17 protein-coding genes are annotated in these 18,991 nt (G+C 69.4%); 6 read left to right on the top strand and 11 right to left on the bottom strand.

Annotated elements, in window-relative coordinates; translation table 11 throughout:
- Positions 1 to 107 precede the first annotated feature (107 nt).
- On the top strand, positions 108 to 530 hold the full coding sequence (locus tag VGU65_RS07920; protein ID WP_327474434.1) for a PepSY domain-containing protein: 423 nt from the start codon (positions 108 to 110) through the stop codon (positions 528 to 530).
- 3 nt (positions 531 to 533) lie between these two features.
- On the opposite strand, the gene VGU65_RS07915 is transcribed toward VGU65_RS07920, so the two are convergent.
- Both VGU65_RS07915 and thpR read right to left on the bottom strand, forming a co-directional pair.
- A complete protein-coding gene (locus tag VGU65_RS07915; protein WP_327474432.1) occupies positions 534 to 713 on the bottom strand; it encodes a hypothetical protein in 180 nt (59 codons plus the stop codon).
- A 57-nt stretch (positions 714 to 770) separates the two neighbouring features.
- Entirely contained in the window at positions 771 to 1,355 is a 585-nt protein-coding gene (gene thpR, locus VGU65_RS07910; RefSeq protein ID WP_327474430.1) for an RNA 2',3'-cyclic phosphodiesterase, read from the bottom strand.
- Positions 1,356 to 1,472: 117 nt separating this feature from the next.
- On the opposite strand from thpR, the gene VGU65_RS07905 reads away from it, so the two are divergent.
- A complete protein-coding gene (locus VGU65_RS07905) occupies positions 1,473 to 1,922 on the top strand; it encodes a cupin domain-containing protein (RefSeq protein ID WP_327474428.1) in 450 nt (149 codons plus the stop codon).
- A 175-nt stretch (positions 1,923 to 2,097) separates the two neighbouring features.
- On the opposite strand, the gene VGU65_RS07900 is transcribed toward VGU65_RS07905, so the two are convergent.
- Entirely contained in the window at positions 2,098 to 2,685 is a 588-nt protein-coding gene (locus tag VGU65_RS07900; protein WP_327474426.1) for a YceI family protein, read from the bottom strand.
- A 192-nt stretch (positions 2,686 to 2,877) separates the two neighbouring features.
- Here VGU65_RS07900 and VGU65_RS07895 point away from each other — a divergent pair, with 192 nt between their 5' ends.
- Together VGU65_RS07895 and VGU65_RS07890 are read left to right on the top strand one after the other, a co-directional pair.
- Positions 2,878 to 5,784: a PAS domain-containing protein gene (locus tag VGU65_RS07895; RefSeq protein ID WP_327474424.1), complete on the top strand. Its 2,907-nt coding sequence runs from the start codon at positions 2,878 to 2,880 to the stop codon at positions 5,782 to 5,784.
- Between the two features lie 108 nt (positions 5,785 to 5,892).
- Positions 5,893 to 8,103 carry a putative bifunctional diguanylate cyclase/phosphodiesterase gene (locus tag VGU65_RS07890; protein WP_327474422.1) on the top strand — a complete coding sequence of 737 codons (2,211 nt, stop codon included), beginning with the start codon at positions 5,893 to 5,895 and terminating at the stop codon, positions 8,101 to 8,103.
- Here VGU65_RS07890 and VGU65_RS07885 read toward each other — a convergent pair.
- Positions 8,100 to 9,362, bottom strand: a complete 1,263-nt coding sequence (locus VGU65_RS07885) for a diguanylate cyclase domain-containing protein (protein ID WP_327474420.1) — start codon at positions 9,360 to 9,362, stop codon at positions 8,100 to 8,102. The genes VGU65_RS07890 and VGU65_RS07885 overlap by 4 nt on opposite strands.
- A 257-nt stretch (positions 9,363 to 9,619) precedes the next feature.
- Positions 9,620 to 12,217: a PAS domain-containing hybrid sensor histidine kinase/response regulator gene (locus VGU65_RS07880; RefSeq protein ID WP_327474418.1), complete on the bottom strand. Its 2,598-nt coding sequence runs from the start codon at positions 12,215 to 12,217 to the stop codon at positions 9,620 to 9,622.
- Between the two features lie 345 nt (positions 12,218 to 12,562).
- Here VGU65_RS07880 and VGU65_RS07875 point away from each other — a divergent pair, with 345 nt between their 5' ends.
- Positions 12,563 to 13,462, top strand: coding sequence for an NAD(P)/FAD-dependent oxidoreductase (locus tag VGU65_RS07875; protein ID WP_327474416.1), 900 nt, complete (start codon positions 12,563 to 12,565; stop codon positions 13,460 to 13,462).
- Positions 13,463 to 13,491: 29 nt separating this feature from the next.
- On the opposite strand, the gene VGU65_RS07870 is transcribed toward VGU65_RS07875, so the two are convergent.
- From VGU65_RS07870 to VGU65_RS07845, 6 genes are all read right to left on the bottom strand, one after another.
- Positions 13,492 to 14,334: a DUF3014 domain-containing protein gene (locus VGU65_RS07870; RefSeq protein ID WP_327474414.1), complete on the bottom strand. Its 843-nt coding sequence runs from the start codon at positions 14,332 to 14,334 to the stop codon at positions 13,492 to 13,494.
- A 77-nt stretch (positions 14,335 to 14,411) separates the two neighbouring features.
- The gene (locus VGU65_RS07865; protein ID WP_327474412.1) at positions 14,412 to 15,110 is read right to left on the bottom strand and encodes a VIT1/CCC1 transporter family protein; all 699 of its coding nucleotides are present in this window, start codon (positions 15,108 to 15,110) and stop codon (positions 14,412 to 14,414) included.
- A 612-nt stretch (positions 15,111 to 15,722) separates the two neighbouring features.
- Positions 15,723 to 16,172 (bottom strand): 50S ribosomal protein L9, encoded by a 450-nt coding sequence (gene rplI / locus VGU65_RS07860; RefSeq protein ID WP_327474410.1) that lies wholly within the window; start codon positions 16,170 to 16,172, stop codon positions 15,723 to 15,725.
- A 124-nt stretch (positions 16,173 to 16,296) separates the two neighbouring features.
- Positions 16,297 to 16,527, bottom strand: coding sequence for a 30S ribosomal protein S18 (rpsR, locus tag VGU65_RS07855; protein ID WP_008434437.1), 231 nt, complete (start codon positions 16,525 to 16,527; stop codon positions 16,297 to 16,299).
- Between the two features lie 17 nt (positions 16,528 to 16,544).
- Positions 16,545 to 16,967 carry a 30S ribosomal protein S6 gene (rpsF, locus tag VGU65_RS07850; RefSeq protein WP_327474403.1) on the bottom strand — a complete coding sequence of 141 codons (423 nt, stop codon included), beginning with the start codon at positions 16,965 to 16,967 and terminating at the stop codon, positions 16,545 to 16,547.
- Positions 16,968 to 17,139: 172 nt separating this feature from the next.
- Complete coding sequence (locus VGU65_RS07845) at positions 17,140 to 17,466, bottom strand: HesB/IscA family protein (protein ID WP_327474401.1); 327 nt, start codon at positions 17,464 to 17,466, stop codon at positions 17,140 to 17,142.
- A gap of 124 nt (positions 17,467 to 17,590) precedes the next feature.
- Between VGU65_RS07845 and asnS the strand changes: the two genes are divergently transcribed.
- Positions 17,591 to 18,991 (top strand): asparagine--tRNA ligase, encoded by a 1,401-nt coding sequence (gene asnS, locus VGU65_RS07840; RefSeq protein ID WP_327474399.1) that lies wholly within the window; start codon positions 17,591 to 17,593, stop codon positions 18,989 to 18,991.

The following is an 18,991-nucleotide window of genomic DNA, read 5'->3' as shown; positions in this document are numbered from 1 at the left end:
TGAGCGCGCCCGGCCGCTGAACAGCCGCCGCCGGGCTCACGGGTTTTTCATCACCCATTGCCGCTCGCCCTCCAAGACTCGGGCGCCCACCCCGATGGAGAACGGCCATGAAGAAACTTGCAACGACCTTCGCGCTCGCCCTGGCTCTGGGTGCCTCCGGCGTCGTGCTGGCGCAGCAGTCGATGACCGAGGCCCGCGTACGCGAAACGCTGATCCACCAGGGCTACACCAAGATCGACGACGTGAAGTTCGACGACGGGCTGTGGCACGCGAAGGCGCGCAGTGCCGACGGCAGCCATGTGAAGCTGCGCATCGATCCCAAGACCGGCCAGGTGTATCCGGACAAGGAGGTCTCGCACCTGAGCGAGGACGACGTACGCGCCGCGCTGGCCACGCAGGGCTACACCCACGTGCACGATGTCGACTTCGACGAGGGCCTATGGAAGGCCAAGGCGAACGACAAGAACGACCATCGCGTCAAGGTGACCGTCGACCCATCCAGCGGCCGGGTCATCGACAGCGACGATTAGCGCTCAGCGCGCGGGCGCGCCCGCGGCGGGGCCGAGCGCCCCGTCCGGGGGCGCCGCCGTGCGGAACTGCTGGCGCCAGCGCAACGCACCCAGCACCAGCAGCACCAGCAGTGCCACCAGCAGCAGGATCAGTCCGAGCCGGCGCTTGCCCTTCATCGATGCGCTCCACAGGTACGCCCCCACGCTACCAGTCTCTCCGTCGTGTCCGCGTGCGCGCGGCATCGCGCGTGGTCGCTGGAATCACGCGAGCGGCCAGCGCCCCAGCACGCGGTACTCGGTCCGGCCGAGCAGGCTGTGGATGAGCAGGAATTCGTCAGCCTGCCAGTGCAGTGGTTCGACCGGCTGCGTCGGGACCGTCCGCGCGTCGTAGAGCAGCGTCACGTGCGGCACGAAGGCCCGCTCCCGCCGCCCCAGCCCTGCCGCCGCCAGCCGCTCGCCCAGGGCCGCGTGCAGGCCGTGCAGGCCATCCGCTTCGTCGGCGCCGAGCAGCACGAATGGATGCTTGCCGGCGCGGCCAGCGAAGCTGCCCACCCGATCGAAGCGCGCCTGGAAGGCCGCCATCGCCACGGCCGCCGCGGCCACGCGCGCCGCCTCGACCCGTTGCTGCGGCAGGCCGGCGAAGTCGCCCAGGTGATGCAGCGTCACGTGCAGGTGCGTCGTGGGCCGCGGCCGGCCATGCAGCGCGAAGCGCTCGCGCAGTTCCTGCGCGAGCGCCGCCAGCCGCATTGCCGCCGATGCGGGCGGCATCACCGCGAAGAACAGCCGGTCGGTCGGATGCGGCGCGGCGAAGCCGGCCAGCGAGGACTGGTGATGGTCCGAAGGCATGGGGATCTCGCTGTCGGGGCACCATTCTAGGCGAGCGTGCGCCGATGGTCCCGGTGCGTGCGCTCCGCTCACCTGCCGGGACAATAATGCGGCCCTTCATCCGAGCGAGTGCCTGCCATGCCCAAGATCGATCCTTCCATCGTCCCCGAGCGCCGCGGCTCGAGTTATCCGGCGCCTTATGGCGAGGCTGCGCAGCAGCGTGTCAGAAAGGCGCTGGGCGATGCCGGCGGCCTGAGCGACTTTGGTGTCAACCTGACCCGCCTGCCACCTGGCTGCTGGTCCAGCCAGCGCCACTGGCACACGCACGAGGATGAATTCGTCTATGTGTTGTCCGGCGACCTGGTGCTCGTCACCGACGAGGGCGAACAGCCGCTGCGCGCGGGCGAATGCGCCGCGTTTCCCAAGAACGTGGCCAACGGCCACCACCTGATCAATCGCGGCACCGAGACCGCCGTGCTGCTGGAAATCGGCACGCGCTCGGACGAGGACGCCTGCGACTATCCCGACATCGACCTGCATGTCACCGACCGGCAGGGCTATACCCACAAGGACGGTACGCCGTACTAGGCATGCGGGCGATGCGGCGCATCGTGCTTCCTTGCCCTGGCTCGGCCATGGGCCACCGCAGGGGGATTGCGGAGCGCCGGGGTGCCACCACCGGCAAGGGAAGCGCGATGCGCCGACGGATCGGAGCTTGCCTGCGCCATGGTGAAGGCGCCGGCGAGAAAGCGCGCAGCGCGCGTCACTTGTCGCGCACCGCTTCGACCTGGATGCGCAATGCCACCTGCATGTCGAAGCCGTAGTCCTTTCCCGCATCCAGGCCGAACGCACGGCGGTCGAAGCTGCCCAGTGCGTCGGCGCCGCACCAGTCGCGCTTGTACAGCGGGTGCGGCATGCACCTGAAGTGGTCTATGCGCAACGCCAGCGGCAAGGTAACGCCATGCAGGCTCAGCGTGCCTTCCACCCGCGTCGGCGCGCCGTCCACGAAGCCGGCCAGCCGGCCCTTGTAGATCGCACGCGGGTAGCGTGCAACGTCGAAGAAATCCTTGCCACGAGCCCAGGCATTGAGCGGTTCATGCCCGAAGTCGATGCTGTCCAACGCCATGCTCACCTCCACGGTGCCGCTGCCGCCGGCCTTGTCCAGTTCGACCCAACCCTCGCTGTGGTCGAGCTTTCCGCGCCAGGTGGAGAGGCCCATGTGGTCGGCCTCGAAGCTCGGGTAGGTGTGTGCCGGATCGAGCGTGTAGCGCACCGATGCGGCACTGGCGGCGAACGGCAGCAGCGACACGACGAGCGGCAGGAGGCGGCAGACGGAACGGACGATGCGCATGGCGGTTTCCTCGGGTGGCCGGCGCCGGTGGCGCCCTCATACAGGCGTCGTACGGCAACGGTGCAGATCGACAATCCCCGCCTGCACCCGCTGCCCGCGGCGGCTCGCCTCGAGAAAAAAACCTTCCGCGTCAGCTTTTTACGGGCAAGGCATGCTGCCATGATGCCAAGGCGGTCGACCAGGGAGTTCTCCATGGTTCAGAGCACGCGCCACTCATTTTCCTGGCCAGCGGGCCTGGGCGAGATGGCCGAATGTATCCGCCAGCATGACTGGACCACGACCGCGCTCGGGCCCATCGCCGGCTGGCCGCCCCACTTGCGCACGGCGATCGACATCTGCCTCGCCACGCCGACGCCGACCGCCGTCCTGTGGGGCGAACAGCGGCTTCAGCTCTACAACGACGCCTATCGCGCGCTGTCGCCGGACCGGCATCCGGGGATGCTCGGGCGCCCGGTGCTGGAGGGCTGGCCCGCCGCCGCCGACCTGCTCGGCCCGATGCTCGACCGCGTGCTGGCGAGCGGCGAATCCACCCTGGCGGAAGACTGGCCGGTCCGGCTGGCCGACGAGGCCGGCCAGCCGCAGGAACGCTTCTTCACCGTCACCTTTTCGGCCATCCGCGACCGCTACGGGCTGGTGGCGGGGATATGGCACACGGCCGTCGAGAACACCACGCGGCAGCGCGCCGAAGGGCGTCTGCGCGAACTGATGCACGACGCCAGGCTGGGCTCGGATTTCCGCGCGTTGTTCCAGGCGGCGCCGGCGCCCCTGCTGCTGCTCGCACCGCCGGATTTCATCGTGGTGGCCGCCAATGACGCCCTGCTGCGCGCGCGGGCCGGCAGCCACGCGAGTCTGCTGGGTCATCCGGTCTTCGAGCTGTTCGCCAGTTCGCCCGATCGCCCGGTACTGGAAAGGCAGTTGCGCGCCTCGCTCGACCGGGTGCTCGCCCAGCGCATGCCCGACACCGTGCCGGCGGCGATCCGCGACGGCCCTGCCGACGGCCACGGCCTGCGCTGGTGGACCCACATCAACTCGCCCGTGCTCGACCCGCAAGGCGAGGTCGCGCTGATCATCCACCGCTCCGAGGACGTGACCGAACTGCTGCGGTTGCGCAGCGCCGGCGAAGCGCAGGCGCAACTGGACCGCGAGCACCGGGCGCTGATGGCGCAGCTGCGCGAAGCCAGCGCGGCAACCATCACGCTGGAGCAGGCGGCCCCCCCGTCCCCCGCGGCGCTGCTGGACGCCATTTCCGACCACGTCTACGCCTTCGACGCCGGCCATCGGCTCGCCTACGCCAACCGCGCGATGCGAGAGCTGCTGGGTCTGACCACGGACGACCCGCTGGGCAAGACACTCGATCAACTCGGCTACCCACCCGGCCTCGCCCGCCAGCTCGACCGGCACCTGTCCCGCATCTTCGAAACCGGCGAGGCAATCGAGGACGAGATCCGCTTCATCAGTCCCGGCGGCGTGCGCGCCTATTTCCAGTTCGTCTGGGGACCGGTGCGCGACCGCGAGGGCCGCGTCGCACAGGTGGCCGGCGTCTCGCGCGACACCAGCGAGCGCCGCCGCATGGAGGAGCGGCTGCGCCTGGGCGAGGCGCGCCAGTCGTTCCTGCTGCAATTGGACGACCGCGTGCGCGACCTCAACGACGCCGTGCTGACCGTGGCCGCGGTCAGCGACATGGTTGGCCGCCATCTTGGCGTGGGCCGCTGCGGCTACGGCGAGGTGACCCGGTGCGGCCAGTACTTCCAGGTCGAGCGCGACTGGACCGACGGCGCCATGGCCAGCCTGGCGGGCCAGAAGCGGCTGGCCGACTTCGGCGCCGGCGTGCTGGCCCAGTACCGCAGCGGCCAGACGGTGGTGATCGACGATACGCTGGAGGACGCGCGCACGCGCGACGTCGAACATGCCTACGCCGGGGCCGGCCATGTCCGCGCGGGCATCGGCGTGCCGTTGTTCAAGGGTGGCCGTTTCGTCGCCGCGTTCTACGTGCACCAGACGCGGCCGCGGCACTGGCGCGACGAGGAGGTGGCGCTGGTCGGCGCGGTCGCCGAGCGCACCTGGGCGGCCGTGGCTCGAGCGCGGGCCGAGCGCGCCCTGCGCGAAAGCGAACGGCGCTATCGGGCCCTGTTCGATGCCATCGACGAGGGTTTCTGCCTGCTCGAGAAGATCGACACCGCGCCCGGCGAACCCTCGGACTATCGCTACCTGGCCACCAATCCAGCGTTCGTGACGCACACCGGCGCCGGCGGGGTGGTCGGCCAGAGCATGCGCGAGGTGTTTCCCGAGCTCCCGCGGTTCTGGTACGACACGTTCGACAGCGTGATCGGCACCGGCGAGGCCTTCCGCTTCGAGCACGGGCTGGTGACCCACGGCCGCGTGTTCGACGTCTACGCCGGTCGATTGGACGACGGCACGCGCCGCCGCGTGGCGGTGATCTTCAACGATATCACCGAGCAGAAGCGCCACGACGAGCACCAGCGGCTGCTGCTCAACGAACTCAATCATCGCGTCAAGAACACCCTGGCGACGGTGCAGTCGATGGCGATGCAGAGTTTCCGCGCGGGCACCGATCCGGACAACGCGCGCCAGCAGTTCGAGGGCCGGCTGATGGCGCTTTCGCGGGCGCACGACATCCTCACCCGCGAAAGCTGGGGCGGCGCGGCGTTGGAAGACATCGTGCGGGAGGCCATCGCACCCTATCGCGACGATCGACATGACAGGCTGCACGTGCATGGGCCGGCCGCATGGCTGCCGCCGCGCCATGCGCTGGCCTTCGCGATGGCGCTGCACGAGCTGTGCACCAACGCGGTCAAGTACGGTGCGCTGTCGGGGGCCGAAGGCGAGGTGGCGATCGAGTGGAGCATAGAGGGGAGTTTGCTGCGCCTGCTCTGGACCGAGTCCGGTGGGCCGACCGTGGTGCCGCCGGCGCGGCGCGGCTTCGGTTCGCGGCTGATCGAGCGCGGGCTGCGCCACGAGATCGGCGGACGCGTGGAGCTGGCGTTCGACCCGCGCGGCGTGACCTGCACCATCGAGGCCCCGCTCGGCGGTCCCACGGACAGGAACGGGGACGCGCTGCGCGGGAGCAGCGCCACGTGAGGATACAGGCATGCGCAGGCCCGCCACGCCCGGTCGTGGTGGCTGCTGTGCGCACCCTTGCGGTTGGGCTATCGTGCGAACGTAGCCCATGCATGCGAGGGGGGCACCGTGGTTGAGGGATGGCCCATCACATTCGGTTATTTCACCGCCGCGTTGATCGCCACGGCGGGCATCGCGCTCGCCTCCGGCGCGCAGTTCGCCGTTGTCGGCCTGTGGCGCCGCCGCGAGGCGATGTACCTCTCCTACGCCATGCTGTGCCTGTGCATCGCCACCCTGGCCTTCGCCAACGCGCTGCTGCACACCGCCACGCGCGTGGAGGTGGCCACCGCCGCCCTGCGCACCATGATCAGCGCGGCGGCCATCTCCTTCCTGCCCTTCGTGGTGTTCATCCGCGCCTATACCGGAGGCCCGGCGCAGCGGCGGCTGCAGATCGCCGTCGGCGTCGTGGCGGGTTTCTTCACCTGGCTCAACCTCGACCTCCCCGGCACGTTGTTCTTCATGCAGGTGACGCCCGGCTCCGGCATCGCGCTGCCGTGGGGCGAGCGGCTGTATGACCTGGCCGGCACCGCCTCTGCATGGGGCCTGGCCTTCCACGTCCTGACTTACCTCGCCTTCCTGTGGGCGCTGTGGCGCGCGGTGGCGCAGGCACGCGCGGGCGAGCGGCTGCGCGGCATGCTGCTGGCGGTCTGCCTGCTGGCGCAGTTCGCCGCCCTGCTCTGGGGCGACGTGGTGATCGACGCGCTCGGCCACCGCTACCCCTACCTGGATGCTTTCTCGTTCCTGCCGTTCGTGCTGCTGATGGGCCTTTCGCTGGCCGCGCAGCTGCACCAGCGCACGGTGCAGCTGGAACAGGCCACGCTGCGGCTGGAGGCCGAGGCCCACACCCGCCGCGAGGCTGAGTTCAACCTGCGCCACGTCGCCTACCATGACAGCCTCACCGGCCTGCCCAACCGGCTGCGCGCGCTGGATCACCTGGCCGAGCTGCACGCCGAGGCGGCGGCCCGCGGCCAGCATGGCGCGGTGCTGCTGATCGACCTGGACAATTTCAAGACGATCAACGACGCGCTCGGCCATCCCGTGGGCGATCGCATGCTGGAAGCGATCGCCGATCGCCTGCTCGCCGCGGCGCCCGCTGACGCGATGCTCGCGCGGCTGGGCGGCGACGAGTTCGTGCTGGTGCTGGGTCGACTGGCCAACGCGGCTGAAGCCGCCCAGACGCAGGCGCAGCAGGTGGCCGAACGCATGGTCGCGCGGCTGGCCGAGCCGGTGGCGGTGGACAGTCGCATCCTGGCCGTGGGTGCGAGCGTGGGCGTGGCCCTGTTCCCGGCAGGCGAGGAGGGCGTGGCCGACCTGCTGCGTCGCGCCGACATCGCGCTCTACCGGGCCAAGGCCGCGGGCCGCAACACCGTGCGGCTGTTCCTCGCGCCGATGCAGCAGGAGGCCGACACCCGCCTGGCGCTGGAGCGCGGCCTGCGTACCGCGCTGGAGCAGCAACGCATGCCCGCGCAGTTCGCGCTGCACTTCCAGCCGCAGGTCAATCGCCGCGGCGATCTGCTCGGTGCCGAGGCGCTGCTGCGCTGGCACCACCCGCAACTGGGCGAGCTATCGCCCACGGTGTTCATCCCGCTGGCCGAGGAAACCGGCCTGATCCACGCGCTGGGCGCCTGGGTGATCGGCGAGGCCTGCGCGCACATCCGCAGCTGGGACCGCGATGGCGTGGGCTTCGGCGGGCGGCTGGGGGTGAACGTGAGCGCGCGGCAACTCAACCATCCGCGCTTCGCCGCGCAGCTCGAAGCACAGGTGCGCGCCGCCGGCATCGAGCCGTCGCGGCTGACCCTTGAACTGACCGAAAGCGCCCTGCTGCAAGACTTCGACAGTGCCCTGGATACCCTTCGCCAGCTCGCCAACATCGGCTTCTGCCTTGCGCTCGACGATTTCGGCACCGGTTATTCGTCGCTGAGCTACCTGCAGCGGCTGCCGCTGGACGTGCTCAAGGTCGACCGCGCCTTCGTCAGCGAACTGCACCCCAACGCCGCCAACCCATTGGCCGGATTCATCATCGACGTGGCGCACCGGTTGGGCATCGCCGCGGTGGCCGAGGGCGTGGAGACCGTGCCGCAGCGGCTCGCCCTCGAACGCCTCGGCTGCGATGGCCTGCAGGGCTACCTGGTCTGCCGTCCGCTGGACGAAGCCGGCTTCCGCCAGTGGCTGGCCGAGCACCACCAGGCGCGCACGCTGCCGCAGGCGCAGCGCAATACGCCGGACAGCGCGGGCGATATCCCGCAGGTACCGGGTAGTTCCTCGCGCGACTGGAACTAGATCGGTTCGGGGTCGGCCGGTCCCGGCCGCTCGGCAAGCTTGCAGGCGTACATGGCGCGGTCGGCGGCGGCGTACAGGCGCGTCTCGTCAGTGCCGTCCTCCGGATACATCGCCAGGCCGATGCTGGCGCTTATGGAGAGGCGGTGGCCCTGGAACTGCGTGCTCGCCTCGAAGACGCGCGCCAGGCGATCGGCACGCGCCTGTGCCGCCGCGCGGTCGGCCACGTCGGGCAGGATCGCGGCGAACTCGTCACCGCCCAGGCGCGCCAGCGTGTCGCCCGCACGGATGCCCTGCTGCAGGCGCTGCGCCACGAAATGCAGCAGCGCGTCACCGGCCGCATGACCCAGTGTGTCGTTGATGCGCTTGAAGTCGTCGAGGTCGATCACCAGCATGGCGATGCGCCCACCGCCATCGCGCGCACGCTTGAGCGCATGGTCGAGCCGACGCGCGAACACCCGCCGGTTGGGCAAGCCGGTGAGCGCATCATGCAGGGAAGCGTGCTCGGCGTGGCCGATCTGTTCCTCCAGCAGGGTGAAGATCATGCCGGTGGCCACCAGGAACTTGGGCAGGTTCCAGGCCTCGTTCTCGATGCCCCAGGCACCCAGCCACGGGTCGAGCGCCGCGGCAACCGGAAACACGGCCGCCCAGGCGACGAAACTCACCGTGGTGAACACCACGCCAACCGAGGGCGCGAGCGCGCCGCGGTAGAAGCAGAACGCCACGGCCAGGTAGTGCCAGAACAACATCCAGTTAAGCGCGTCGTCGATCGCGCCATGCCATGCGAACCAAGCCTGCAGGGCGTAGGAGCCCACCAGCGCCGGCAGGCTCCAGGCCGGCCGGCGCCGGTCGCGGCGCACCACCCACACGGTCGAGGCCAGGCCCAGCGCCGTGCATGCCAGGTAGGCCAGGGGCACCTGCGCGCCGTAGGAGGCGAGCACGAAAAAGCCCACGTCCGGCGCCGCCGCCAGCAGCGTGACGGAGAGGTCCCGCCACCACGCCGAGCGCGTGTCGGAACCGGCCCAGATGAAGGCGACGCTGGTCAACAGCAGCATCGACAGCGAAACCGCCAGTGCGGCATCCGCCGCCGCGCCCCTGCCAAGGTTGCGCTCGGCCAGCTGCGCGACGATGTGGACCAGGATCATCGCCCAGCCGACCAGCCAGTAGCGCAGCCGCGTCTGCCGGGTGCGCTTGAGCAACGAGCCGAACACCAGCACGAGCCCGCCGATGGCCAGGAAATCGGGAATTACGGACAGGTTCAAGCGCTTCTCTCCGCACCGGCAACGGCGCGTCCGGCAAATAGGACTGCCCGTCGCTTATCGGCCATGCCGCCTGAAGCTTGAATGGGCCATGTGCGCCGCGCCGGCGGACCAACAAGCGCATCCATGCGCGCGCGGATGCTGCAGGCTGGCGCGATCGGCTTTCCGGCGATGCCGGCACAAGGCCGGGAGGCCGCGCCGCGCCGGGCACACGGACGCACCCGTGTGAGGCGCGTGGCCGCCGGACATGCCTGTCGCCCTCATGCCTCCGGCTGCCACCCAATGCCGTCGTGATCCGCGCCGAGCGCGGCCTGCACCTTGCCGAGCAGGTCCTCCTCGCTGAAGGGCTTGCTCACGATGCGCTCGTCCCCTACTTCCTTGAATGCGGCGAAGTCCGCATAGCCGGTAATGAACAGCACCGGCAACGAAGGCCGCTTGGCGTGGGCTTCTCGCGCCACCTCCGAACCGTTCATGCCCGGCATGGCGTAGTCCATCAGCATCAGGTCGACGCCAGCGCCCTCGCGGTTGAGCACGTCGAGAGCCGAACCGCCGCTGCCGGCCTCGATCACCTCGTAGCCCCGCTCGGCGAGGATCGCCGCGGTCACCTCGCGCACGTCGGTATCGTCGTCGACCAACAGTATCCGCTGCCGGCCCGGTCCATGTTCTTCGCGCGCTGCCGCAGGCGAGGCCTCCTGCGCGTAGGAGGCAGCGCTTTCGGCGCGCGGCAGGTAAACCTTGATCGAGCTGCCCTCGCCCAGCCGCGTATCGATCCGCACGCCGCCGCCGGACTGTTTGGCGAAGCCGTACACCTGGGCCAGCCCCAAGCCCGAGCCCTTGCCCACCTCCTTCGTGGTGAAGAACGGCTCGAAGGCGCGCGCCACCACCTCGGGCGTCATGCCGCTGCCGTGATCGGTAACGGCCACCATCACATAGTCGCCCGGACCAGGTTCCTCCGGTCGAGAAGCCGGTTCGCGCAGCGCCACGTTGGCCGTCTCCACGATCAGGTCGCCGCCCACCGGCGAGGCGTCGCGCGCGTTGATCGCCAGGTTGAGTATCACCAGTTCGATCTGGGTCGGATCGACCAGCGCCGGCCACAGCCCCGGGTGCAGCTTCATGGACAACTGCACCGAGCCGCCCATGGAACTCTGCAGCAAGTCGCGCATGCCGGCGACGATGCCGTTGAGATCCACCGCCTTGGCCTCCAGCCGCTGCCGCCGCGAAAAAGCGAGCAGTTGCGCGGTGAGCTTGGCGCCGCGAGTGGCGGCATCCTTCATGTAGGTCAGCCTCTGTCGGACGCGCGGATCGACCTCCATCCTTTCTTCGCACACGCGTTCGAGGATGCCGATATTGCCTGTGATGACGGTCAGCAGGTTGTTGAAATCGTGCGCCACGCCGGAGGTGAGCTGGCCCACCGCTTCCAGCCGTTGCATCTGCCGCAGCGTGGCTTCCACCCGCTCGCGTTCCTCGATCTGCGCCAGCAACTGGCGGTTGGCCGCGGCCAGCTCGGCGGTGCGCTCGGCCACGCCGCGCTCGAGCGCCTCCTGGGTCTGGTGCTCGAGCGTGCGGTCGCGCAACACCTTGAGGTAGCCCAGCAGCCGGCCGCCTCCGTTGCGCAGCGGCATCAGCAGGCCGCTGGCGAAGAAGCGCGAGCCGTCCTTGCGCAGGTGCTGGCGATCGTCCATCGCGCGCCCAGTCTCGGCGGCGCGGCGCATCTCCAGCTGCGGGATGCCGCGCGCCCGCTCCTCGGGCGTGAAGAAGATGGCGGCCGGCTGGCCCAGGACCTCTTCCTCATGCCATCCCATCAACCGCTCGGCGCCCGGGTTCCAAAGGGTGATGCGCCCCTCCAGGTCCATGGTCAGGATGCCGTAACCGGTGGTGCTTTCCAGGATCAGCTTCAGCCGGTTGTTGGTGGCGCGCAGCGCGGCCTCGGCGCGGGCGCGTTCGACCGCCGCCCAGGTGCGCTCGGCCACTTCGCGCGCGACCGCCTCGTCCTCGTCGGTCCAGCGCCGCGGCTTACGCTGCTGCACCGAGAGGAAGGCCGCCAGCCGCCCGCCCTTGACCAGCGGCACGGTCAGGCTGGCACGCAGGCCGCCCAGTGCGTGGTGGGCTTCGGCCGCCTGTCCGCCCACACGCGGGTCTTCGAACGGATCGGTGATGCGCAGGGCGGCTCCGGTCAGCGCCTCGGCGACCAGCTCCGGCCCGAATTCGTCCAGCCGATGGCGCCCCACACCGCTGGGCATGTCGCCGTTGACCCAGTCGCGCTCGACCGTGAAGTACTCGCCGCTCTCGTCGAGCTCGGCGTAGCCCACGCGGTCGGCATGCAGGTGGCGTCCCAGGCGGCATGCGGCGGCCGCCATTACCGCGCGCGGATCGGCGAGGTCGCGCAAGGTATCGCTAAGGCGCGAGCGGAAGCGCTGGCGTCGTTCGGCCAGTACGCGTTGGGTGGTTTCGATGGCCTGGTTGATCAGGCCCGCCACTTCGCCGCTCTCGTCGCGCACCGGGCCGATCCAGTAGTCGAAATAGGCCCGCTCCGGATAACCGTGCCGTTCCAGCATGAAGCGCGCGTCGCGGAAGCAGCTCGGCTTGCCCAGCAACGCCTGCTGGATTACCGGCTCGGTGAGCTTGCGCGCCTCGGGCCAGACGTCGCGGAAGGGCCGGCCCAACGCCTCCGGCCGGCTGCCCAGCAAGGGGCGATAGGCATCGTTGTAGAGGCAGGTGAGTTCGGGGCCCCAGCCCAGGGCGATCGGCAGCTCGCTCTCCAGCATCATCGCCACCAGTGTGCGCAGCGAGCCGGGCCAGCCTTCCAGCGGCCCCAACGGCGTGGCCGTCCAGTCGAAGGCGCGTAGCCGCCCGGCCATTCCCCCGCCACCGGAGAGGAAGGCGTCCCCTGCTGACACTGGCGAGGTGGAGGCTGGCAAGGTCGCTCCTCTGCATCCCTGTCATGCTGGTCATCGTGCAGGCCGCAGCGCGCCCCACGGCCCGTGCAGGTCGCATTGCGCTCCCCCATGCCGGCGCAGGCCCGTCATGCCGGCGGTCGGCAACCCCGTGGGCCTCGTGCGCCACGGTTCGTGACGCGCATCACACTATGCGGGTCCCGCTGTCGGCAACCCGGCAAGGGCTCGTGAGGACCTTGTCGCGCGCGCTGGGCCCGCCGCCTGCTTCACGCCGACGCGACCGGGACTGCCGCTCTATCGCTACGCGGTATGTCCAACACTCCACTCGATTGTCTGATCGTGGGCGCCGGTCCGGCCGGCTTGACCGCGGCCACCTACCTGGCGCGCTTCCGGCGCCACGTGTTGCTGGCCGACGCGGGCGCTAGCCGCGCGCGCTGGATCCCGGCCAGCCACAACTGCCCCGGCTTTCCCTTCGGTGTGGCCGGCAACGAATTGCTGGCGCGCTTCCGGCTGCAGGCACAGGCCTATGGCGTACCGGCGGTGCACACGCGCATCACCCAGCTCGTGCGCCATGCCGACGGCTTCACCGCGGGTGATGGCGAGCGCCACTGGCAGGCGCATACGGTGATCCTGGCCACCGGCGTGATCGACCGCGTACCGGTGCTGGACCACATCGATGACGCCATCGCCGCGGGCACGGTCAGGTTGTGTGCCATCTGCGACGCCTACGAGGCGCGCGATGAGGTGATCGGCGTGCTGGCACCCGCGCAGGCTGCCATCGGCCACGCCGCCTTCCTGCGTACGTTCTCCCGCCAGGTGTGCGCGCTGGCGACGGACTGCGACGCCCCCGATGCGGCGCTGCAGCGCCAGGCAGCCGACGCCGGCGTGCAGCTGTGGCCCGCCCCGCAGCGGCTCGCCCTGGTCGATGGCGCCTGCCAGGCCTACTTCGCCGACGGTCGCCGGCTGCGCCTGGACACGCTCTACCCGGCGCTCGGCGCAGAGGCGCAGTCGGGCCTCGCGTCGACCCTGGGCGCCGCGCTCGATGCCGAAGGCGCCGTGGTGGTGGACGATCATCTGCAGACCAGCGTGCCGGGCCTATATGCCATCGGCGACGTGGTCAGCGCGCTGAACCAGATCAGCGTGGCGGTCGGCCATGCCGCGATCGCGGCAACGACCGTGCACCGGCGCCTGCCGGCCAACTATTGCTGAGCCCGCCGCTACAGCCCCGGAGCGCTCCTTCAGTGCACCGAAGCCTCCGCCGGCAAGCCCGAGCCGGTGAGCAGCCCACGCAGCACGCGCAGTTCCGACTTGACCTGCGCCTCGTCGGCAGGACCCAGGCGCATCAACATCTTTTGCCCGGCCGAACGTGCTTCCAGGTCGGCGTCGGCATAGCGGTAGAACACCTTCGGCTGTACCAGTTGCACCGGGACCTGCGGTGTCGGCGCAGCGAGCATGTCGTCGATGGCGACCACCAGGCGGTCGTTGAAATAACCCTTCGGATAGCCGAGGTCACGATAGGCCTGCTGGAACAGCGGGTAATGGCGCACGTACCAGGCCACCAGCGCCTTCGGGTCTACGCTCCTGAGCACCCGCAGGTAGGGCGCATAGCGCTCGGCGTTGCGGGTGCTCGGCGTGATGCCGCCGTCGGCCCGTTCGACCAGGAACGCGCCCCTGGGCGTACGCACCGGCAGGATCTCGCTGGCCACGCTCTGGCGCGGCAGAGCGTCCACCGTCGCCACGATGCGGCGGATGACCTGGTCGCGTTGCAGCAGGCCGTCCAGCGCACCATCGCCGGCGAGGGCCAGCAAGGCGGCCACCGCGTCGGCGTCGCTGGCATCCAGCGCCGGCAACGGCGCGGTCGTGGCAGGTGCAGGCGTGGCCTTGGCGATCGGGTGGCGGATCGTGCTGGCGGCGGCAGCGGGCTCCGGCGTGCTCGCCCGCGGCGGGGCTACCGGCGTGCCTTCATGGGGCGGCCGCATCGCCGTCCGCCAGATCACGACGGCCACGGCGACCGCGCCGATGGCTATGGCGGCCGACAGCAACCACGGCCCGGTCGAGGAGCGCTTTTTCTTCAAGGGCATCACCTGTGCCTGCGATGGGGAGCCCTGCATAACGCCCGCGTGAGCAGGATGCAACCCGTCATCGGCCGAGCTTGCGCTCAACCGGCTGTGGCGGTGCCGAACAGATGCCCTATGCCGGCCGTCGCCAGCATGGCCAGCAAGCTCCAGAAGGCGATGCGCAAGGCGCCGGTGGCCATGCTGGCGCCGCCCATCCGCGCGGCGGCGGCGCCGAGCAGCACAAGGCAAACCAGGCATGCGACGCCGGTCAGGGCGAGCAGCATGCCCAGCGGCGCGAACGTGGCCACAAGCAAGGGCAAGGCCGAACCCACCGCGAAGCTTGCCGCCGATGCCGCAGCCGCCTGCATCGGACGCGCCCGGAACACGTCGGTGATGCCCAGTTCGTCACGCGCATGCGCATCGAGCGCATCGTGTGCCATCAACTGCTCGGCGACCTGGCGCGCCAGCGCCGGGTCCAGCCCGCGGCCGACATAGATCGACGCCAGTTCGCGATGCTCGGCATCCGTGTCGGTTGCCAGTTCCTCGCGTTCGCGGGCCAGCTCCGCCTCCTCGCTATCCCGCTGCGAGTGCACCGAGACGTATTCGCCGGCCGCCATCGACATGGCGCCGGCCACCAGCGCGGAGACGCCGGCGAGCAGGATCGCGTGGCGATCGGTATGGGCGGCGGCCACGCCCATCACCAGGCTTGCGGTGGAGACGATGCCGTCGTTGGCACCGAGCACGGCGGCGCGCAGCCAGCCCGTGTGCTCGGTGCGGTGTCCTTCTCGATGGCGTCGCATGGCTTTTTTCCTTGATCTGGGCCTACGCGAGGATAACCCCACCGCCGAGCGCCTGCGCCGTCGCCGGCCGCGCACGCGGTGATCATTGCAGCGTTCAATGCTTTACGGCATGGCCACCGCGACCGGATCAGGATGGCGGCATGCCGTGGGAGCGCCACAATGTTTGACGTCCCCGATCTCCGGGAGTTGTGCGCCATGACGCCTTCCTCCGCCACACCTGCTGGCCCCGGCACTTCCGGCGATCCGGCCGTCAGCGGCATGGGCGCGGGCGACGCCGCCGCCGAGACGTGGTCGGCGGGGTGCAGGCCGGTACGGTCAGCGACGCTGCACGAGGTTCGCGCTCTGGCGACGCGGGCGATCCCAGCCTAGGCACCGGCGCGGCCGTACCCAAACCGGCAACCGCATTGGGCGATGCCGCCACGGCTGGCGCGCACGGGCGTCGCTACCGGCTTGGGTGCGGTGCCTATCGAACCGCTCGAATTGCCCTTCCAGGTGATCGCGGCCGAGTCTCGACCGGTGAAAACGCGGTTGATGCCCATACCGCCCTCGCGCGGCTGAGCAAAAAAAAACGGGCGCCGAGGCGCCCGTTTTCGCTACGGCGGAGGCGGGCGATTACTTCTCGCCGACCACGATCACCTTGACCTGCGTCTGCACGTCGGCGTGCAGGCTGATCACGACTTCGTATTCGCCGGTGTTGCGGATCGGGCCCTCGCCCTGGATCACTTCGCCCTTGCCCACCTTCTGGCCGGCCGCTTCCAGCGCGTCAGCGATCTCGCGCGGGCCGACCGAGCCGTACAGCTTGCCCTCGGGGCTGGCATGCGCGGCGATGGTGACTTCGGTGCCTTCGAGCTTGGCCTTGCGCGACTGGGCCTCGGACAGCAGGTTGTTGGCCTTGGCCTCGTACTCGGCGCGGCGCTTCTCGAACGCTTCGAGGTTGGCGGCGGTCACCGGCACGGCCTTGCCCTGCGGCAGGAGGTAGTTGCGGCCGTAACCGGGCTTGACCTTGACCTTGTCGCCCAGGTTGCCGAGGTTGCGGACTTTCTCGAGAAGAATCAGTTCCATGGTTTTTTCCTTTCGTTAGCACCGGAAAGCCGGTGCAGCCGCGGACGGTTGTCCGAAGAGCGGGAACGGGAAACGGACAGTCCGGCGGGGCGCCGACCCCTGTTTCCTGTTCCCGGATGACGCCTTAGACGTCGTGGTTGTCGGTGTACGGCAGCAGCGACAGGAAGCGGGCGCGCTTGATCGCGGTCGCCAGCTGGCGCTGGTAGCGCGCCTTGGTCCCGGTGATGCGGCTGGGCACGATCTTGCCGTTCTCGGTGACGTACTGGCGCAGCGTGTTGAGATCCTTGTAGTCGATCTCCTTCACGTTTTCGGCCGTGAAGCGGCAGAACTTGCGGCGGCGGAAGAACTTGGACATGGCTTGAGTGCTCCTGATCAGTCGTCGCTGTCGCGATCGTTGTCGCGGCCGCCGCGGCGGTCGTCGCCGTCACCGTCGTCGTCGCGGCGACGCGAGGACTTGGCGTCGTCCTTTTCCTTGGACTTCAGGATGAAGGACGGCTCGGTGTCGGCTTCGTCGCGCTTGATGACGAGGTGGCGCAGCACGGCGTCGTTGAAGCGGAAGCCCGACTCCAGCTCGTTCAGCGCGTTCTGGCCCACTTCGATGTTGAGCAGGACGTAATGCGCCTTGGCCAGGTTCTCGATCGGGTAGGCCAGCTGGCGGCGGCCCCAGTCCTCCAGGCGGTGGATCTTGCCGCCGTCGGCCTCGATCAGCGCCTTGTAGCGGTCGATCATGGCCGGGACCTGCTCGCTCTGGTCAGGGTGGACCAGGAACACGATTTCGTAATGACGCATGGTCATTGTGGTGTTGGCTCCTTGTGGATGCGGCCCCGAAGGGCCTCGCAGCCTCCCGCCGGTGCGGTGAGGCAAGTGCCCATCCACGCCGGTCGGGCGCGGACAGAAGCGGAAGTCTAGCGTGGCCAGTGCCGCCGCGTAAAGCCGGCGTGCACACGTCGCTTATGGACCAGGCCGCTCAGCCGACGGTGAAGCTCTCCCCGCACCCGCATTCGCCGGTGGCGTTGGGGTTGTGGAAGACGAAGCTGGCGTTGAGGCCCTGTCGGCGGAAATCGATCACCGTACCCTCCACCATAGGCAGGCTCCTGTCGTCCACGATCAGTGATATGCCCTCCACGTCGAGGGTGTGGTCGCCCGGCTGTACGGCGTCGGCCAGGTCCACCACGTAGGCGAAGCCCGAGCAGCCGGTGCGCTTGACGCCGAAGCGCACGCCCGCCGCACCGGGGGTCTGGGCCAGGAACTGGTGGATGCGTTCGCGGGCGGGGGGAGTGATCGAGATGCTCATGGGCGCGAAGGTGAAGTAGGCCTCGGGCCTACATTATCATGCGGGTTTGCCCGACGCGCCGCAGCCGGCGCGCATCGAACATGACAGCGCCCAGATGCGGCGCGTGCGCAGGAGTTTCAATCCCATGGCGGTAGTGAGTGTGAAGCAGGCCCTTTCCGGCGCCATCGAGGCCGGCAGCGCGGTGACCGTGCGCGGCTGGGTGCGCACGCGGCGCGATTCCAAGGCCGGGCTGTCCTTCGTCAACGTCAGCGACGGCTCATGCTTCGACCCGATCCAGGCAGTGGTGCCGGCCACGCTGCCCAACTACGAAAGCGAGATCCGGCACTTGACCGCCGGCGCCGGCGTGATCGTCACCGGCACGCTGGTGCCCTCGCAGGGCAAGGGCCAGGCCTTCGAGATCCAGGCGACCGGCGTGGAAGTCACCGGCCTGGTCGACGATCCGGAAACCTACCCGATCCAGCCCAAGCAGCACTCGATGGAGTTCCTGCGCGAGGTCGCGCACCTGCGCCCGCGCACCAACCTGTTCGGCGCGGTCACCCGCGTGCGCCACACGATGATGATGGCGATCCATCGCCACCTGACCGCAGAGGGCTTCTTCTGGGTCAACACGCCGATCATCACCACCTCGGATGCCGAGGGCGCCGGCGACATGTTCCGCCTGTCCACGCTGGACCTGGCCAACCTGCCGCGCACCGACGAGGGCAAGGTCGACTACCGCAAGGATTTCTTCGGCCGCGAGGCGTTCCTCACGGTGTCCGGCCAGCTCAACGTGGAGGCCTACTGCCTGGCGATGAGCAAGGTCTACACCTTCGGCCCGACCTTCCGTGCGGAGAACTCCAACACGCCGCGCCATCTGGCCGAGTTCTGGATGATCGAGCCGGAGATCGCCTTCGCCGATCTGTCCGCCGACGCCGACTGCGCCGAGCGCTTCCTCAAGGCGATCTTCAAGGCGGTGCTGGATGAGCGCGCCGACGACATGGCGTTCTTCGCCGAACGCGTTCTGCCCGAAGCCGTCACGCGGCTGGAGAACTTCATCGCCCAGCCGTTCGAGCGCATCGACTACACCGACGCGATCGAAATCCTGAAGAATTCCGGCCAGAAATTCGAATACCCGGTCGCCTGGGGCATCGACCTGCAGACCGAGCACGAGCGCTACCTCGCCGAGAAGCACGTCGGCCGCCCGGTGGTGGTGATGAACTACCCGGAAGCGATCAAGGCCTTCTACATGCGCCTGAACGACGACGAGAAGACGGTCGCGGCGATGGACGTGCTCGCTCCGGGCATCGGCGAGATCATCGGCGGCAGCCAGCGCGAGGAGCGCCTTGAGTACCTGGACCGGCGCATGCAGAAGTTCGGGTTGGACCTGACCACCTACGCCTGGTACCGCGACCTGCGCCGCTACGGCACGGTCCCGCACGCCGGCTTCGGTCTGGGTTTCGAGCGGCTGCTGTGCTATGTGTGCGGCCTGTCGAACATCCGCGACGCGATCCCCTACCCGCGCGCCGCCGGATCCGCCCTCTTCTGA

The sequence above is a fragment of the Frateuria sp. genome, assembly GCF_035943815.1.
GTDB lineage: Bacteria > Pseudomonadota > Gammaproteobacteria > Xanthomonadales > Rhodanobacteraceae > Frateuria_A.
This window is presented reverse-complemented; position numbering and strand designations above follow the sequence as displayed.

Excerpts from the sequence above, each read along its gene's own strand:
- VGU65_RS07905 (WP_327474428.1), top strand. The coding sequence starts at position 1,473 with ATGCCCAAGATCGATCCTTCCATCGTCCCCGAGCGCCGCGGCTCGAGT.
- VGU65_RS07870 (WP_327474414.1), bottom strand. The coding sequence starts at position 14,334 with ATGCCCTTGAAGAAAAAGCGCTCCTCGACCGGGCCGTGGTTGCTGTCG.
- VGU65_RS07895 (WP_327474424.1), top strand. The coding sequence starts at position 2,878 with ATGGTTCAGAGCACGCGCCACTCATTTTCCTGGCCAGCGGGCCTGGGC.
- VGU65_RS07880 (WP_327474418.1), bottom strand. The coding sequence starts at position 12,217 with ATGGCCGGGCGGCTACGCGCCTTCGACTGGACGGCCACGCCGTTGGGG.
- VGU65_RS07875 (WP_327474416.1), top strand. The coding sequence starts at position 12,563 with ATGTCCAACACTCCACTCGATTGTCTGATCGTGGGCGCCGGTCCGGCC.
- rplI (WP_327474410.1), bottom strand. The coding sequence starts at position 16,172 with ATGGAACTGATTCTTCTCGAGAAAGTCCGCAACCTCGGCAACCTGGGC.
- VGU65_RS07900 (WP_327474426.1), bottom strand. The coding sequence starts at position 2,685 with ATGCGCATCGTCCGTTCCGTCTGCCGCCTCCTGCCGCTCGTCGTGTCG.
- VGU65_RS07920 (WP_327474434.1), top strand. The coding sequence starts at position 108 with ATGAAGAAACTTGCAACGACCTTCGCGCTCGCCCTGGCTCTGGGTGCC.
- thpR (WP_327474430.1), bottom strand. The coding sequence starts at position 1,355 with ATGCCTTCGGACCATCACCAGTCCTCGCTGGCCGGCTTCGCCGCGCCG.
- rpsR (WP_008434437.1), bottom strand. The coding sequence starts at position 16,527 with ATGTCCAAGTTCTTCCGCCGCCGCAAGTTCTGCCGCTTCACGGCCGAA.
- VGU65_RS07865 (WP_327474412.1), bottom strand. The coding sequence starts at position 15,110 with ATGCGACGCCATCGAGAAGGACACCGCACCGAGCACACGGGCTGGCTG.
- asnS (WP_327474399.1), top strand. The coding sequence starts at position 17,591 with ATGGCGGTAGTGAGTGTGAAGCAGGCCCTTTCCGGCGCCATCGAGGCC.
- VGU65_RS07845 (WP_327474401.1), bottom strand. The coding sequence starts at position 17,466 with ATGAGCATCTCGATCACTCCCCCCGCCCGCGAACGCATCCACCAGTTC.
- rpsF (WP_327474403.1), bottom strand. The coding sequence starts at position 16,967 with ATGACCATGCGTCATTACGAAATCGTGTTCCTGGTCCACCCTGACCAG.